This is a genomic window from Arcanobacterium pluranimalium, assembly GCF_016907845.1.
Lineage (GTDB): Bacteria > Actinomycetota > Actinomycetes > Actinomycetales > Actinomycetaceae > Arcanobacterium_A > Arcanobacterium_A pluranimalium.
In genome coordinates this window covers 687,295-704,659 of sequence record NZ_JAFBCS010000001.1, presented here as the reverse complement: position 1 = coordinate 704,659, position 17,365 = coordinate 687,295, and the positions used below count along the sequence as shown (strand labels likewise).

Sequence of the window (17,365 nt, the reverse complement as noted above, 5' to 3'; positions counted from 1 at the left end):
AACCTGCTTTCAGGCCCGAGACTGCGTGGCATCCCACCAGAGGTTGATTCCTGAATCAACCGCATGCACGTCAATAGCCTGCAGTTCTTCGGCAGAAAAGTCAAGATTGCCCAAGGCTCCAGCTGAATCTTCCAGCTGAGCTACAGACGACGCTCCCACCAGCGCCGTTGTGACAGTACGCTCTCCTTGATCGCGCAAAATCCACGCAATTGCCATCTGCGCGAGCGTCTGGCCACGCTGTTGTGCAATCTTATTGAGTTCGCGCACGTGCCCGAGGATATTTTCGCTGAAGAACTCCTTGTTCATCTTTCCGGCACCGATGCGCGAATCGGCTGGAATTCCATCAAGATAGCGGTTCGTGAGCAAGCCCTGAGCTAAAGGAGTAAAAGCAATCGTGCCCATGTTCTGCTCGGCCGTGACGTCGAGCAGCGATGGCTCACCCTCTTCGATCCACCTATTGAGCATCGAATACGAGGGCTGGTGAATCACCAAAGGCGTACCCAACTCACGCATAATCTGCGCCGCTTCCTGCGTGGCAGCTGCCGAATAGCTCGAAATACCAGCGTAAAGTGCCTTACCGGACTTCACTGCATCATGCAGCGCCATCATCGATTCTTCAATCGACGTATTCGGATCCGGGCGGTGGTGATAGAAAATATCCACGTAATCCAAACCCATGCGCTGCAAGGACTCATCGAGCGAATTGAGCAAGTACTTGCGCGAGCCACCAAAACCATTTGGCCCTTCCCACATATCCCAGCCTGCCTTGCTGGAAATGATCAGCTCATGGCGATGCTTGGCCAAGTCTTTGGCCAGAATCCTGCCAAAATTTTCTTCTGCCGAGCCGAAAGGCGGACCGTAGTTATTTGCCAAGTCGAAGTGGAAAATACCCAGATCAAACGCCCTGCGAATAATCTCACGTTGCGTCTGGAATGGGCGATCATCGCCAAAATTATGCCACAAGCCCAAAGCGATGCGCGGCAGCTGCAAACCGGTATTTCCGCAGCGTGCGACTACTGTGCGACTGTAGCGATCGGCGTCGGCAACATACGGTTCACCGGTGGGAAGAAAGTTCAATGTACTCATAGAACCATTGTGCCAAGTGTTCACTATGTATACCACTGGAACGCGATGCTGCCCTGATAGCTTAATATGCGAGTATGAATTCCGTTTTGATCTCCGTAATAGTCATGCTCGTCCTCGCTCTCATGCGCGTTCATGTGGTGCTCTCATTGTTCATCGGTGCGCTGGTGGGTGGCCTGTTGGGCGGCCTCGGTTTCGACGGCACGATGCTCGCTTTTCAAGACGGACTCTCTGGCGGTGCAAAGATCGCGCTCAGTTACGCGCTGCTGGGCGCATTTGCGATGGCAGTGGCAAGCTCAGGCCTGCCTGAAGCCCTCGCCCAGTGGCTCATTGGCAAGATCAAAAACGAAACTCACGCGGATTCGACGCAGGCACGCGAGCAGCACGCACACGCTCTCAACCGCGCTACTCTTTTCGCAAAATGGGGCATGATCGCTGGTATTTTGGCTATGGCGATCATGAGTCAAAACCTGATTCCCGTGCACATCGCGTTCATTCCGCTGCTCATCCCGCCGCTCTTGCCAGTTTTTAACCAGCTGCGCATCGACCGCCGGCTCATAGCCTGCGTAATCACGTTCGGCCTAGTCACCACCTACATGTTCTTACCGGTGGGTTTTGGCGCAATCTTCCTCAATGGCATTTTGCTCAAAAACATCAATGCTGCCGGCCTCAACACCGACGGCGTCAACGTGATGCACGCAATGGGTATCCCGGCCATTGGCATGATAGTTGGGCTGCTCATCGCCGTCTTTTTTACGTATCGCAAACCTCGCGATTACGCCCAAAACGCTACGGGCGCGAATAGCCCCGCGGCGTCGTCTACCGTATCTCCACAGCACGACGACGCTACCAGCAGTAACGCACGCAACCTCGCCTCTCCAGTCTCACGCTACCGAATCGTCGTTGCGCTGGTGGCAATCGTCGCCACATTCGCAATTCAACTCATTATGATGAGCGCCGGTTTCAAATCAGATTCACTACTGGTGGGAGCGCTGGTGGGGCTGTCCGTGTTCATGGTAACGGGTGCCGTGAAATGGAACGAGGCCGACGACGTCTTCACTCAGGGCATGAAAATGATGGCGATGATCGGGTTTATTATGATCTCCGCGCAGGGGTTCGCTGCCGTTATGAACGCAACGGGAGATGTGACGTCGCTGGTGGAGACGGCGTCGGCGCTCTTTTCGGGCAATAAGGCAGCAGCCGCTTTCGCGATGCTCCTGGTAGGACTCATCGTAACGATGGGTATCGGCTCCTCTTTCTCAACCCTACCGATTATCACCACGATTTACGTGCCGCTTTGCCTGAGTCTCGGGTTTTCGCCGCTCGCTACCGTGTCGATTATCGGCACCGCGGGAGCATTGGGCGACGCCGGTTCGCCCGCCTCGGATTCGACGCTTGGACCGACGTCGGGCCTGAATATTGACGGGCAACATGACCACATCCGCGATTCGGTGATACCCACATTTTTGCATTACAACATTCCGCTGCTCATCGCGGGGTGGATTGGTGCTATGGTGCTATAAACTGCACTATTGCGCCTGCGAGACTGCCCGCGATAGCCACGAACCGAGTTTGAATATTTATGCCAAAATTCGATTATTATTTCGGTGGTGCATGCTACTTTTTCCGCAGAAATTAAATGTTCCACTTCAATTAGTACTAATCTAAGTTTGTATATATCTATCATAGATACGTGCATAGAATAATTTTGCACTTACATTGCCGTGCAATGTATTGCACACCGAGAAAGGATTTGCTGTGTCATCCAGTAATAGACCAGCTTCAAATAAAGGAGCTGCTTCCAGCTCAACAAATATTCGCGAGCTTACTCTTCGAGCCATCATTATCGGTGGACTCATCACGCTCGTATTTACCGCCGCCAACGTCTACCTCGGCCTCAAGGTCGGTTTGACGTTCGCAACATCAATTCCAGCAGCAGTTATTTCAATGGCTATTCTTCGCAAGTTTGCTGGTCACACCATCCAAGAAAACAACATCGTGCAGACTATCGCTTCCGCGGCGGGAACGCTCTCTGCAATCATCTTCGTACTTCCTGGTCTCGTGATGGTCGGCTGGTGGAGCGGCTTCCCATACTGGACCACAGCCGCCGTCTGCGCATTTGGTGGAATTTTGGGCGTTATGTACTCCATCCCATTGCGTCGCGCCCTCGTCACCGGTTCTGACCTACCTTACCCAGAGGGCGTTGCCGCAGCTGAGGTACTTAAAGTCGGATCCGACACTGAAAACGTCGAAAATACCGAAGAAAACAAGAAGGGCCTCGCCGTTATTATTTGGGGTTCGATCGCTTCGGCTGGTTACGCTTTGCTCGCTGCTATGAAAGGCGTGGCAGGTTCAATCTCTGCCGCATTCCGGATCGGCTCCGGCGCCACGATGGTCGGCTCGAGCTTGTCGCTCGCTCTCATCGGCGTTGGCCACCTCGTGGGCGTTTCGGTTGGTATTGCAATGATCGTGGGTCTGTTGATTTCCTACGGTGCACTATTGCCATATTTCTCGGCGCAGGTTCTATCCAAAGGTGGAGAGCTGTCCGACGTCGTTTCCTCCACTTTCTCCCACGACGTACGTTTCGTTGGTGCAGGTGCAATGGCAGTTGCCGCCGTCTGGACTCTCATCAAGATCATCGGCCCGATTGTGCGCGGAATCAAGGATTCGCTTGCCTCCTCGCGCAGCCGCAAGAGCGGTGAAGAGCTTCCAATCACCGAACGCGATATTCCATTCAACATCGTACTCGGCGTAATTTTGGCCTCGATGCTGCCAATTGGTGCGCTGCTTTACCTGTTCATTCACGTTTCGGAAATTTCGAATCACACCGTGACGCTGGTGATTTTGTCGATCCTATTCGTGCTGCTCATTGGCCTTATTGTGGCTTCGGTCTGTGGTTACATGGCCGGTTTGATTGGCGCATCAAATTCACCAATTTCGGGCGTAGGTATTATCGTGGTGCTCACGTCTGCACTGCTCATCAAGGTAGTGACTGGCAATGAATCCGCATCTAATGCGCCAGCTCTCGTGGCATACACACTGTTTACCTCGGCGGTAGTTTTCGGAATTGCAACGATTTCAAACGACAACCTCCAAGATCTCAAGACTGGCCAGCTCGTTTCCGCAACTCCGTGGAAGCAGCAGGTGGCCCTCGTGATCGGCGTGGTATTCGGATCACTGATTATTCCACCAGTTCTCCAGCTCATGCTCGACGGCTTTGGTTTTGCCGGCGCTCCTGGTGCCGGTGAAAATGCACTGGCTGCTCCACAAGCTGCGCTTCTTTCCTCAGTTGCCAATGGTATTTTCGGCAACTCCCTCGACTGGAGCCGCATCGGACTCGGTGCCGCAATCGGCGTCGTGATCATCATTGTGGACGAAATCCTCAAGCGCACCAAGAAAGGCTTGAGCCTTCCACCACTCGCAGTAGGCATGGGCATGTACCTGCCAATTTCGCTCACTTTGATGATTCCACTGGGCGCATTCATTGGCCGCGCTTACGACCGTTGGGCAGAGCGCCGCTCCAACCCAGAGCCAATCAAGCGACTGGGCATCTTGCTCGCTACCGGCCTGATTGTTGGCGAATCGCTCTTTGGCGTGGTGCTGGCCGGAATCATCGGTGCAACCTCGAACGAAGAGGCGCTGGCGGTGTTTAACTACGGTGAAATCCCAACTCAAATTGTGGGCGTCATCGTATTCGCCGCAGTGGTTTATGTGCTCTACCGTTGGGTGCAGAAAATTTCATCTACCCCAACCAAAACTGAGATTAAATAATTGAGTATTTTCCGAGCTTAGGCTAGGAATCGACTCAGATACGAGTTGCTCCCTGGGCACGCTGCACACATTGTAGCACGCCCAGGGAGCAACTCGTTTTGCGAATGTGACTGATCTGTGTTCAAATCTTACGCGAATGGTTTTACACTATTTACACGAAACCTAGTTAATCTAGTTGCTTAACGTCTAGTGAGCGGCAATAGCTTCACGCCAAAGTGCCACCCGCCAGCGCTGAGCAGGTATTCAATATTCGAGCAATGGAGATCGACATGGCAAAACACACTGCCGCCGACCTACCGACTTACACTCCCGAAGAAGAGAAGTGGGTCATTAGAAATAAAGACGGTATTCCAATCGGCACCAAACCACACACGAAATGGACGTGGTGGCGCATCGCTATCTGGGTAGGAATCGCCCTGCTTGGAGCAATTGGCTGGACGATGCTCGCCATTATCCGCGGCGAAAACGTCAACGCTATCTGGTTCGTCATTTCAGCCGTATGTACCTACGCAATCGGCTACCGCTTCTACGCACTCTACATTCAAAAGAAGATCATGCGCCCCGATGATCGCAACGCAACCCCAGCTGAGCGCATCAACAACGGCAAAGACTTCGATCCAACCAACCGTGTGGTGCTCTATGGTCACCATTTTGCTGCTATCGCAGGTGCAGGCCCGCTCGTCGGCCCAGTTCTCGCAGCTCAGATGGGCTATCTACCAAGCACGCTGTGGATCATTTTCGGCGTGCTCGTCGCTGGCGCTGTGCAAGATATGCTCGTGCTCTTCTTCTCCATGCGCCGCGGCGGCCGTTCTCTTGGCCAGATGGCTCGCGATGAAATCGGCAAATTCGGCGGTACGCTGGCCACGATCATTGTGTTTATCATGCTCATGATCGTATTGGCTGTGCTCGCCATGGTCTGCGTTAACGCACTTGCCGAAAGCGCATGGGGCGTTTTCGCAGTTGGTTGCACACTTCCAATCGCTATCGGCATGGGACTGTGGCTGCGCTACGTACAGCCAGGCAAGGTAACGCAGGTCTCGCTCGTAGGTTTTGCTCTGCTCGTATTGGCAATTATTGGCGGACGCTGGGTTGCTGAAAGCTCCTTTGGCGCATACCTCCACCTTTCCCCAACCACGCTGGTATGGGCAATGGTCATCTACGGTTTCTTCGCAGCGGTCCTCCCGGTATGGCTCCTGCTCACCCCGCGTGACTATCTCTCAACCTTTATGAAAGTTGGCACGATTGTGCTGCTCGCTCTCGGTATTGTGGTGGTACGCCCGGTTCTCGAAATGCCAGCAGTTACGGAATTCGCAACCAATACCGCTGGTCCAGTATTTGCTGGCACGCTGTTCCCATTCTTGTTTATCACCGTGGCCTGTGGCGCACTCTCGGGCATGCACGCGATGGTTTCCTCTGGCACTACCCCGAAGATGGTGCAAAAAGAAAGCCAGGTGCGCATGATCGGTTACGGCGGCATGCTCATGGAGTCTTTCGTGGCAATTATGGCACTAGCTGCAGCAACCAGCCTTTCACAGGGCATCTACTTCTCGATGAACACCTCGGCCGCATCGCTTCAGAAGATCGCTGGCCCCGACGTCGTCGCCACCTCGAAATCTGCTGAGGAACTTGCCGCAAGCGCCATTAAGAAGATGGGCGTCACCGATGTGACAGGCAAAGAAATCGAAGCACACTGGACGTCGCAGGACGACGCCGGTAACACCGTCACCTACTACGGTGCAGATGCGCTGAAGAAAGTTGCCGAAGACGTAGGCGAGAAGTCGATCGTTTCGCGTACCGGCGGTGCACCGACGCTAGCTGTGTCGATGTCGAATATTATGCGCCAATGGATTGGCGGAAATTCGATGGCTGGATTCTGGTACCACTTCGCGATTATGTTCGAAGCGCTGTTCATTCTTTCGGCTGTGGACGCCGTTACCCGTGTGGCGCGCTTCCAGCTCTCCGACGCGCTCGGCAACTGGATTCCAAAGTTCAAAGATCCATCCTGGAAGGTCGGGGCGTGGATTGCCACCGGCGTCGTTGTGGCATCGTGGGGATCGCTGCTGCTCATGGGCGTAACCGATCCGCGTGGTGGCATCCAGACGCTCTACCCGCTCTTCGGTATTGCAAACCAGCTGATCGCAGCAGTTGCGCTGATGGTTGTAACGGTGATGGTGGCACGCAAGGGCTACAAGAAGTACATCTGGATACCGGCGTTGCCGCTGGTATTCGACACAGCGACGACCTTCACCGCTTCCTACCAGAAGATCTTCTCCCCCGATCCTGCCCTCGGTTACTGGACGCAGCACGCCAAGGCAAAAGAACTGCTCGCTTCGGGCAAGCTCGATGCCGCTAATACCGAGATTCAGCAGGCTGTGGCACGTAATACCTTCATCCAAGGCACGCTGTCGATCCTCTTTGTGGTGGTAGTGGCGCTCGTGTTCATTGCTGCGATTGTTGAAATCATTAAGGCATTCAAGCGCACTGAGCCTATTACCTCGGAAGAGCCTTTCGTGGAGTCGAAGTATTACGCTCCGAGCCAGATGTTCCCAACGTCGCTTGAGCGTAAGCTCGAGAAAGAGTACGAGCTGGTGGGCGATCCAGCGCTCGTCCCTTCGAAGCATTCTGGGCACTGAGTCTCGATCAAATAACAAGGCGTCGTGATCAGCACAGTTCTCATGTGCGGCGCTGATCACGACACAACAACGGTGGTAACGATGACTAAAATTGGCAAGCTTGGCAAAATGTTGCGGCACGTAGCTGGGGAAATTCGCTGGTATACGCGCGAATTTTTTGGCGACACCGCCTATGAGCGATACGTGGCACGCCACAAAATCGACCATCCAGATCACCCACCAATGTGTGAACGCGATTTTTGGCGCATGCGTGATCGCGACGCCGAAGATCAAGTTCAAACCGGCTGTTGCTGAGCACCACGCTGCGTTTATTGCCCTTACTTAGGCGATTTTGTAGCCATCTCGTTTCTATCGAGGCGATGGCTACAAAATCGCCTAAGTTGCATCATGATGATGTATAGTCAAGTTGAATTATCAACTATTGGGGGTCTAATGCTCACAACGCTATCTATTATCACCACCGTCTGGGGCGTGATTATGTCTATTGCACCTATTTTCCAGATTCGCGTGATCCTCAAAACCAAAGACTCCTCTGGCATCTCCGCAGCATGGGTAACCGTGCTGTTCATTGGATATATTTTGTGGTTCAGTCTCGGCGCTGCCACCGGTTCCTTACCGCTGATGATCGCCAACGGCGTCGCACTCGCAACCGGATCGGTGCTGCTCTGGGCCGTATTCACGTATCGCGTACCGAGCACATCTAAAGTCTCCGACGCAGCCACAGCGGCGAAGGCTTCCCAATGACCACCGATATTGCAATCAGTATCGAAGCTTTAGTGAAGAAGTTTGGAAAGTTCACCGCGCTCAACGAGCTCAATCTCCAAATCAACACTGGCGAAGTCCACGGCTTCCTCGGCCCCAATGGCTCAGGTAAGTCAACTACCATTCGCGTTTTGCTTGGTCTACTTAAGGCCGACGCCGGTAAGGTTTCGGTATTTGGAAAAGACCCGTGGCGCGATGTGGTTGATCTGCACAAACGCTTAGCTTACGTTCCCGGCGATGTTTCGCTGTGGCCAAATTTATCCGGCGGTGAAGCAATCGATCTGCTCGGCAACCTGCGCGGCGGACTAGATTCCCGGCGTCGTGAGGAATTAATCGAACGCTTCGAATTGGATCCAAGCAAACGCGGGCGGCAATACTCTAAAGGAAACCGCCAGAAAGTCGCTATTATTGCAGCTCTTGCAGCCAATGCTGACCTGCTTATTCTCGATGAACCGACCTCTGGTCTTGACCCTTTGATGGAAGCAATTTTCCAAGATGAGATAGCTAAAGAGAAAAACGCGGGAAAAACAGTCCTGCTCTCTAGCCATATTCTCAGTGAAGTTGAAGCTCTTGCCGATCGCGTGAGCATTATCCGCTGTGGTGAGATCATACAAAGTGGAACGCTAGACGAAATGCGTGGACAGGCGCGCGTGAATATAGCCGGCACGCTCAGTGTTTTACCTGCTGCCCTTAGCGAATCGCCACTTTTCCATAGCGTCCACATCGCTTCACGCCAGCATTTCAGTGCACAAGTCGAAGCCCATAACGTCAATACGGCACTGGCCGAGCTACTCCATTTTGGAGTAGCGAATCTGACCGTCACGCCAGCCTCACTCGAGGAGCTTTTCCTCACCCAATACGATGAACAGCCCCAACAGCAACCAGCGGAATATTCCTCACGTACGGCGAATGAGCAGGCAAAATAATGCATGTATTTACCGGCACGTGGCAACTTTACCGGGCAGGAATGAGGTACGACCTCAAGAAGATTTTGCCGTGGGTGCTGCTCATTTCTTTACTCTCGATCTCCTCGGTGCTCGCCTACGACGTGGCCTTTCCTGATCTTGCCGAACGGCAGAAAATGGCACTCGCCATGCAGTCGAACCCCTCGTTATCGATTATCTTCGGCCCGGCAAAAGACTTGCTTACGAGCGACGGCTTTAATGCCTGGCGAGCTGGTCAGCTCGGTTCTTTCTTCGCAGCGCTCATGGCAATCTTGCTCGTCACGCGAAATACCCGCGCCCAGGAAGACTCGGGGCAAGGCGAACTGATTGCATCCGCCGTCGTCACCCGCACAGCGCGCCTCATCGCGCCGGTACTGATGGGTGTTACCGCAGCCTGTATGCTCGGAATTGTATGCTTCTTGGGAACGTGGGCGTCCGGTGGCACTCCCCTGGCGACGGCGGTGATCACGGGAGGTTACACCGCTGCAGCACTGATGTTTACTGCCGTCAGCGCTCTCACCAGCCAACTTGGATCAAACGCACGCATTGCCAATATGCTCGCGATTGGCTCTGCAGCATTTTTCTACGTGCTACGCGGCTATTTCGATTCAAGTGCGGCAGCAGAATGGACGCTATGGCTCACGCCGTTCGGATGGATTGAAAAGACAAATCCTGCCATCAGCAACGAGCTTCTTCCCTTCGTAGCTTGTGGAGTATTTTTCGTCATTGTGCTGGCAATAGCGCTAATACTTGATGCGAACCGCGATTTCGGATTTGGGTTCATTGCACAACGACCAGGACGGGTGCGCGCTCCCCGCCTTGGAATTTTCGGCTTTGCCTGGAAAATTAACCGCGGCACGCTCCTGAGCTGGTGGTTCGCTTTTGCTTTCTTGGGCACGATGTTTGGCACGCTCTCGACCTCCATCGTTTCCGTGTTCAAAGACAATCCAGAGCTGCTTAAAATGGTGGCGGGCAAGGCCGCTGAATCGAACCTTATTTATGCTTTCATCAGCTCAATTTTGCAAACTATTGCGATCATGGCGGCCGTTCTCGGCGTGCAGCTCATGATGCGTTTCTACGCTGAGGAAACAGGGCTGCGTGCCGAAACGCTGCTAGCGAGCCCGCTTTCGCGGTGGCGCTATTTGCTGAGCAGCGTAGTTTGCGCGTACTTCGGCACGGCAGTGGCGATGGCGATTTCAGGGCTCGCGATCGGGCTTGCCGCCGCACACGGCTCCGACACAGTTTCGGTGATGCACGTGCTCAAGCAGGCTCTGGCCACAATCGCTCCAGTTTGGCTGCTCAATGCCATCGCGATTGCAGCGGTTGGCGCGATTCCAAAGCTGCGTGCCGTGAGTTGGGTTGCGATCTTGGCGACGTTCAGTATCACTATGCTCGGCCCTTCATTCAAGGCTTCCGACGACGTTTTGCGCCTGAGTCCGCTCTATCATGTGCCGAATCTCGACGCCGCCTCCGTGCAATGGGGTGGCATATATGCGCTCCTTGCAGCTGCAATACTGCTCAGTGCCGCCGCTTTTCTTGGGTACCGACGTCGCGACATCGCCTAAAGTCTGGTAGATGCCCGAGGCTTGTGTGTGGAGTGCCCGGTAGCTGCCCGATGCTTGTGTGCGAAGCGTCCCGAAGATGCCGATGCCGCAATACCGCCTCGCGTCTGGTCGTCCCCTAATATCTATGCGCGGCGAACGACTGAAACTACATGTTAACCGCGTACTTATTTAACCGCGTACTTACCACCACATATAGCCGCGCACCGACCGTATGTAATCGCGCATTTACCGTCGATAGCCGCGCACTTTCCCACAACGGTTCAAAATGTGCATAGTTTCCACAGCGCAGAAGTTAATTTTTCTTCATTCTTGTATGTAGAATAGTATTGTAATTAAATATAGCAATGCAGACGGCGCCGGCCGTGCAGCTACACAAGAATTGGCTATATAGGCACAATTTTCAGCATTCCAACGATACACAGACAGGAACTCAGTATGGGATTTTTTGACAACACCACTCCGACCGGCGGTCTGCAGCCCATCAACCGCGAGCGCATTAAGCAGGCGCTTGATACCATCGGCTGGAATTATCAGGTAGACGACGACGGCGACATCATGGGTGGCTGGGAGCATGGCTACTTCCTTTTCGGCATCACCGGCAATAATGCAGAAGTGCTCATTGTTCGTGGCACCTGGTACGGCACGCTGCCAGGCGAAAAATTGGCTGACGTCAACCAACTCATTATGGATTGGAATCGTGAGACGATCTGGCCTAAGACCTACTCGGTATACAACGAAGAAGAAGATGTAGTTCGCGTAAATTGCGAGCACTCGATGGATTATGAGTTTGGCCTGACCAACGATCAGTTGCGCCAGCATCTCCTTTGCTCCGTTACTACCGGCGCATCTTTCTTTGAGAAGCTCACAGAAGTTTTCCCTGAAGGAATGCCAGCCGAGTGAGTTCCGAAAGATTTAAAGTTGACCTTGGCGGACTCGTTGAGCTGCTCTCAAAAAACCTCTACTCTGGTCCCCAAGTATATATCCGCGAGCTGCTCCAAAACGCCGTCGATGCAATAACCGCACGCCGGGAAATCGAACCGGATGCACCGGCGTCGGTAAAAATCGAACCTTGGGAAGATGGCACAGGCGTAACCGTAACCGACACCGGCATCGGCTTAACCAAAGAGCAAACTGCGGAATTCCTTGCCACTATCGGACGCACCTCAAAGCGCGACGAACTACTCGGAAGCGGCCGAGCAGAATTTCTCGGACAATTCGGTATTGGGATGCTCGCCGCTTTCCTCATCGCCGACGAAATCGAGGTCATCTCACGTTCTGCTTTGCCTGGTAGTTCGCCTGTGCGCTGGCTCGGAAAAGCAGATGGAACGTTCCAAGTTTTCGAAGTCGATAGCGATATTCCCGTAGGTAGCCAAGTGAGACTGCGTGCGCGCCCAGATACTCGCAACTGGGTTGCGGAAGAGACTGTGGTGTCGCTCAGCCGTGAGTACGGCTCCTTGTTGCCGTTTAACGTGCAAGTGCGCTTGCACGTGGGCGACGACCTCAAGTGGCAACGCATTAGCGCCGGAGTGCTCCCCTGGCAAGAAACCTATTCTCACGAGGGAAAACGCACCCAAGCGCTGCGCGCCTATGCAGAGTCGCTATTTGGGTTCACTCCATTGGCGATGATTGATCTTAATGTGCCGTTGGCCGGTGTTAGTGGCGTGGCGTTCATTCTTCCGCAGGCGGTTGCCCCTGGTTCTGGCAAACATCGCGTATACGTGAAGAATATGCTGGTAGGTTCGCGGATCGACTCCATCTTGCCCGAGTGGTCTTTCTTCGTGCGTGCCGTCATTAATGCTGATGCACTTGCGCCTACTGCCTCCCGCGAGCAATTGCGCGACGACGAAATCCTGCTTCTCGTACGCGAAGCACTCGGCGAGCAGATCATCAACTGGATCACTGCCACTATAGATGGCGACTCGGCGCAAAAAGCACAGTTCATTGCCACACATCATCTCGCTCTACGTGCAATGGCTCTGCAAAGCGATGCGATGCTCAATGTGGTGACTAAAGCGGTTCCTTTTGAAACCACACAAGGAATGCTCACCCTTGAACAGGTACGGCAGCTCTCGAGCAGCCCAGAGTCTGCACAGTCGGCTGCTCATTCGCGCCATCATGGGACTGACGCAGACGCCGTGCTCTTTGCAGCCACCGTTGAATCTTTCAAGCGCATTGCGCCGGTAGCACGGGCCGAGGGACTGCTGGTAGTCAATGCCGGATATGTGTACGATCTCGATTTGATTTCTAGGTTGCAACAAAAGCCATCCTGGCGGGTCAAAGAGCTCAGCCCGCGCGATGTGACGGCGGTGCTTGAGTCGATTTCACCAGATCGAATTGCACCTTTGGCAGCGGCGCGCGAGCGCGCCCAAGAGATTCTATCGAGCCATGATTGCAGTGTTGACGTGCGCTTTTTCCAACCCGACGACGTTCCCGCAATTCTCTTGCACGATGTAGACGCCGAGCGCCAACGCAGTTTTGATGAGGAAGTGGAGGCCGCAGGCGATCTGTGGGATGGTCTGCTTACCTCGTTCACTTTGGACGATATCGACGATCTGACCAGCTCCGATAGCGTCGGCGATGGCAGTGACCCCACCGGCGTCGTGCCACCTGCTGCCAAACAGCACACGCGAACGGTTGTGTTTAACGATGCGAACGCAACCGTGCGTCGTCTCTTTGAGGCGCCACACCACGAATCCTTTGCTTCGGGCGTATTCGCACTGTATTTAACTGCGGTGATGCAATCCGGCGAAGGACTCAACGGGGTCGAAACGGGATTACTCAACGACTCACTCAATGCGTTACTCAATTCCGCACTTAAAGAAGGGCACTGAAAGCTATGTGGACTGAGGAAGAAACCTCACGACGACTGTGGCAAATACGCCAACTCCCTTACGGATTAGCACGTACGACTGCCACTGAATGGGTCGTGCGTACGCTATCTAATGATGGGCCAGAGCAAAAACTACCTGAGGCATTGCTGGACCTCGTGGAAGCATACACCTTCGGGCCGGCTTCTCATCATGGCTTCGCCGCTTTTTCGCGCCTGCTTCGCCTGTGGGATGAGCACCCAGAATACTTCGATGAACAGGATCAACAAAATCTGTTTTGGGAGTTCAAATGGGTCATCACAGACTTGACGTCCTACCCACAGATCTCGAAAACACAGGCACGGGCAATGCTCGATGATATGCGCGCGCGTTTTGCCATCGCCGGGCACAGCAGCGTTGCGGTAGATAAAGCCGAATTCCAATGGGCAAATCATATTGGAGACGCCGCCGCAGCTAAACGTTGGCGCAGCGCTTGGCTGGCACACGGGGAAGACCCTATGGATTGTGCAGCCTGCCGCTACGGCTCGTCGCTGGCATATTTGGTGAATCAAGAACGCTTCACGGAAGCCATCGAAGTTGGTGTACCGACGAGTTCTCACTGCAATCGTGAGCCTGCCACTTCTTTGCGTTATCGCGCATTGGCTTTTCTTGAACTTGGCGACGGAGCGCAAGCAGCGCTTCACCTGCTCAATGCCCAAGCCACGCGCGATCCTAGTTTATTTGACGCAAGTGATGTTGGCATTGAATTCGAGATTCTTGCGCGCGGTGGCGCACTTGAGCGGGGGCTACGGCTCCTGCGCGATCGCAGCCAGCCAGCTTTCACGCAGCAGGTAGATCCTGGCACTCGTTTTGACTGGCTCATTTCGCTGATCAAGGGTTTGGCAGCAAATACAGATCAGGGGCAAACTCCCACTTTCATTCGCGAGGGAGAAACCGTGGCTGAGCTGCTCGCATGGGCGGTTGACCAGGCGACGCCGCTCGCACAGGCTTTCGATCGACGCGCGCAGAACACTCGTTTTACTGAAATTCTCGAACGAGCACAGACAGCGAAGCAAGCTGCTGAGTTGGACTTTTCTACTGAACGACTCGAACAGGCAGCTGCGCAGGCGACTACTAGCGACGACTCTGCGGGCAATGAGCCACCAGCAGTGCAGACGCAGGACGTCGCTGATGAGGAGTCTGAAAAGGCTCCCGAAACGCCCGAAGCTAGTTACGCACGCGCAGATCAACTAGCAGCACGCAAAGATTTCGCGCGAGCGGCACAGGAGTATCGGCGTGCCGCGCAGCTTCGCGAAGAGGCAGGAGAATTAGGCGCTGCCGGCACTGCTTTGGCGGACGCAGCACAGTGTTATTCCATTATGCAGGAGTATTCACAGTCTTTTGAACTCTTCTATGCGGCGTGGAAGCTGCTTGCAGTTGGCGGTATTCACGCATCTGCACTGCTTGACATTTTGGCTGCTTGGTGTGGGTGTGCTGAGAAAATTGGTACTGTTCACCAGCTTGCAGACGCTGCTACAGCCGTTGAGCAGCATCTACAAGAACCAGACACTACCGAAATGCTTGGAGAGTATGCAGAACGCCGTGTAAAAGAATACGCATGGAACAAGGCTCGCCTTGTCGATATGCAGGCGCGGATCGGTGCAGCATCAGCTGTGGAAGCTGAACATGCGCAGCGCAAGAGTGCAAATGGAGAAGGTGATACTGATTCTTCGCACCACACCTCACGCATTTTTGAAATCTCTGGAGATGAACAGCGCAGGCGAGCAGTTGAATTGGCGCATGAGGCAGCTCAGGCATTTACAGATGCGGGAGACCTCAACTCTGCAGGTTCTTCCTATGCGTTGATCGGAAAGCTCGAAGCAGAAGCACAGCAGCACGATGCAGCTCAACGCGCTTATGAATCGGCACTCGAAGCATTTACTACTACTCGTAACTCAAAGCTCTTCGAAAAGACGATTGACGAATATGTAACTTATCTTCGCTCAATTGGTCTAGAAGCTAAAGCAACTGAGCTCATGACGCGCCTATTTTCCTAAGCAAATTCTTTGGAATCGGCTAGTTCACTGATCGGTAGATCTATGTGACATGTGCAAAAGCGACTCAGGAGGTGGGCATGACATCTGTCATGCCCACCTCCTTACACCTAACACTTTTGCCAAAACTATTATTCAGCCACAATAAATACATGAGCATTAAATTATCCAATGTGGTCAAGTCTTTTGGACTTGGTGGAAAAGTCAAGGCAGTAAATGGGATCAACCTTAATATCCAGCCTGGAGAAGTAGTTGCACTCCTTGGCCCGAACGGCGCCGGCAAAACTACCACTATCGATATGATTCTCGGCCTAACCGAACCGACCGAGGGAAAAATCGAGGTTTTGGGTGCGAGTCCGCGCAGCGCCGTCGTCGATGGAAAAATAAGTGCCCTGCTCCAAACTGGTGGCCTCCTGCGTGACATGCGCGTTGGGGAAGCCGTAGACTACATCGCCGCAACCTACCACAAGGAAACTCTGAGCCGTGCTGCGCTCGAGCGCGCCGGCATCTCTCACCTCGCACAGCGCAAAATTGCCAAATGCTCTGGCGGTGAGCAACAACGCCTCAAATTCGCCCTCGCCCTGCTCCCCAACCCTGAACTACTCATTCTCGACGAGCCTACTACCGGCATGGACATCACCGGACGTCGCGAGTTTTGGGCAAGTATGCGAGAAGAAGCCACCGCTGGCCGCACGGTCGTATTCGCCACCCACTACCTAGAAGAAGCACAAGACTTTGCCGATCGCATCGTGCTCATGAATCACGGCAAAATAATTTCGGACGGATCGGTGAGCGAAATCCGTAATATCACTGGTCAAAGGCGCGTCACTTGGATTCAAGACGGCGAGAGCCACACGGCGCTGAGTCCCGATTCAGATGCCTTCGCGCGCGAACTACTCGCAACGCCAGGCGTGCACAGTCTCGAAATTGCAGCTCCTTCGCTTGACGACGCATTCGTTTCACTCACCTCGGAGAACGCATCATGAAACTATCCACTTTGATCACAATTGACTTCAAACGCGCGCTGCGCGATTCCGGCACGGTGTTCGTGCTAGGAATTCCGCTGCTCATGTTCATTATTTTTGGTACCACGACGTCGTATGCCGAATACCCGTTTGGAAACGGAAACGTGGCGATGATGACCATGATCAATATGGCCTTGTATGGTGCAACATCGGTGACGGTGGCACTCGCTTCTAACGCGGCGGTCGAGCGCATGCAAGGCTGGGGTCGGCAAATCGCGCTCACTCCCCTGCGCGATTCGCAATATATTTTAGTGAAAGTGGTGGTAGCGGGAGCGTTCGCACTGCTGCCGATGCTCGCAATCTACTTCACTGGATTCGTTACCACCTCCGAGGCTCCCGCGCGAGTTTGGGCGCTCAGCTTCGCACTCATCCTGGCGGGCGCGCTGGTGATGGCTTTATATGGTCTGTTTTTCGGTCTGGCATTAAAATCGGACAGCGGCACGACGATCGCAACCGGCACGCTCGTCGTCTTAAGCTTCCTCGGCAATCTTTTCGTGCCACTCTCTGGCACGATGCTCACGATCTCGAAGTTCACGCCACTCTATGGCTTGGGCGTTATTGCCCGCTGGCCGCTGGCTGAGGGCGCGAATGTGGGCATGGACGGAAAAGCCGTCCAAGAGTCGCTCACTCTCGCCATTGCAAACTTGAGCGTCTGGACGCTCGTGTTAGCTGCGGCGTCGCTCTGGGCGTTCAAGCGTTCGCGGTCGCGTTAAAATAGAGT

General features: G+C 54.0%; 13 protein-coding genes. 12 read left to right on the top strand and 1 reads right to left on the bottom strand.

Translation table 11 applies throughout. The features are described from left to right. Positions 1-9: 9 nt before the first annotated feature. Positions 10-1,086, bottom strand: coding sequence for an aldo/keto reductase (locus JOD55_RS02935; protein ID WP_204398496.1), 1,077 nt, complete (start codon positions 1,084-1,086; stop codon positions 10-12). A gap of 74 nt (positions 1,087-1,160) precedes the next feature. On the opposite strand from JOD55_RS02935, the gene JOD55_RS02930 reads away from it, so the two are divergent. The 12 genes from JOD55_RS02930 (at position 1,161) to JOD55_RS02875 (ending at position 17,357) form a co-directional block, all read left to right on the top strand. Beyond that, positions 1,161-2,606, top strand: a complete 1,446-nt coding sequence (locus JOD55_RS02930; protein WP_204398491.1) for a Na+/H+ antiporter family protein — start codon at positions 1,161-1,163, stop codon at positions 2,604-2,606. Between the two features lie 235 nt (positions 2,607-2,841). Then, entirely contained in the window at positions 2,842-4,854 is a 2,013-nt protein-coding gene (locus JOD55_RS02925) for an OPT family oligopeptide transporter (RefSeq protein ID WP_204398490.1), read from the top strand. A 269-nt stretch (positions 4,855-5,123) separates the two neighbouring features. Next, positions 5,124-7,487 carry a carbon starvation CstA family protein gene (locus JOD55_RS02920; protein ID WP_204398489.1) on the top strand — a complete coding sequence of 788 codons (2,364 nt, stop codon included), beginning with the start codon at positions 5,124-5,126 and terminating at the stop codon, positions 7,485-7,487. 81 nt (positions 7,488-7,568) lie between these two features. Next, positions 7,569-7,781 (top strand): YbdD/YjiX family protein, encoded by a 213-nt coding sequence (locus JOD55_RS02915; protein WP_239538946.1) that lies wholly within the window; start codon positions 7,569-7,571, stop codon positions 7,779-7,781. A gap of 93 nt (positions 7,782-7,874) precedes the next feature. Further along, entirely contained in the window at positions 7,875-8,231 is a 357-nt protein-coding gene (locus JOD55_RS02910) for a SemiSWEET family sugar transporter (RefSeq protein ID WP_338022183.1), read from the top strand. Then, positions 8,228-9,175, top strand: a complete 948-nt coding sequence (locus JOD55_RS02905; protein ID WP_204398486.1) for an ABC transporter ATP-binding protein — start codon at positions 8,228-8,230, stop codon at positions 9,173-9,175. Before JOD55_RS02910 ends, JOD55_RS02905 begins: the two co-directional genes overlap by 4 nt. Then, positions 9,175-10,758 carry an ABC transporter permease gene (locus tag JOD55_RS02900; RefSeq protein WP_204398484.1) on the top strand — a complete coding sequence of 528 codons (1,584 nt, stop codon included), beginning with the start codon at positions 9,175-9,177 and terminating at the stop codon, positions 10,756-10,758. The genes JOD55_RS02905 and JOD55_RS02900 overlap by 1 nt, the downstream gene beginning before the upstream one ends. Positions 10,759-11,193: 435 nt before the next feature. Continuing rightward, complete coding sequence (locus tag JOD55_RS02895; RefSeq protein WP_204398482.1) at positions 11,194-11,658, top strand: type III secretion system chaperone family protein; 465 nt, start codon at positions 11,194-11,196, stop codon at positions 11,656-11,658. Beyond that, a complete protein-coding gene (locus JOD55_RS02890) occupies positions 11,655-13,589 on the top strand; it encodes an HSP90 family protein (RefSeq protein WP_204398480.1) in 1,935 nt (644 codons plus the stop codon). Before JOD55_RS02895 ends, JOD55_RS02890 begins: the two co-directional genes overlap by 4 nt. A gap of 5 nt (positions 13,590-13,594) precedes the next feature. After that, positions 13,595-15,622 carry a hypothetical protein gene (locus JOD55_RS02885; protein ID WP_204398479.1) on the top strand — a complete coding sequence of 676 codons (2,028 nt, stop codon included), beginning with the start codon at positions 13,595-13,597 and terminating at the stop codon, positions 15,620-15,622. Positions 15,623-15,771: 149 nt separating this feature from the next. Next, entirely contained in the window at positions 15,772-16,605 is an 834-nt protein-coding gene (locus tag JOD55_RS02880; protein WP_239538945.1) for an ABC transporter ATP-binding protein, read from the top strand. Then, positions 16,602-17,357 carry an ABC transporter permease gene (locus JOD55_RS02875; protein WP_204398477.1) on the top strand — a complete coding sequence of 252 codons (756 nt, stop codon included), beginning with the start codon at positions 16,602-16,604 and terminating at the stop codon, positions 17,355-17,357. The genes JOD55_RS02880 and JOD55_RS02875 overlap by 4 nt, the downstream gene beginning before the upstream one ends. The last annotated feature ends 8 nt before the right edge of the window (positions 17,358-17,365 follow it).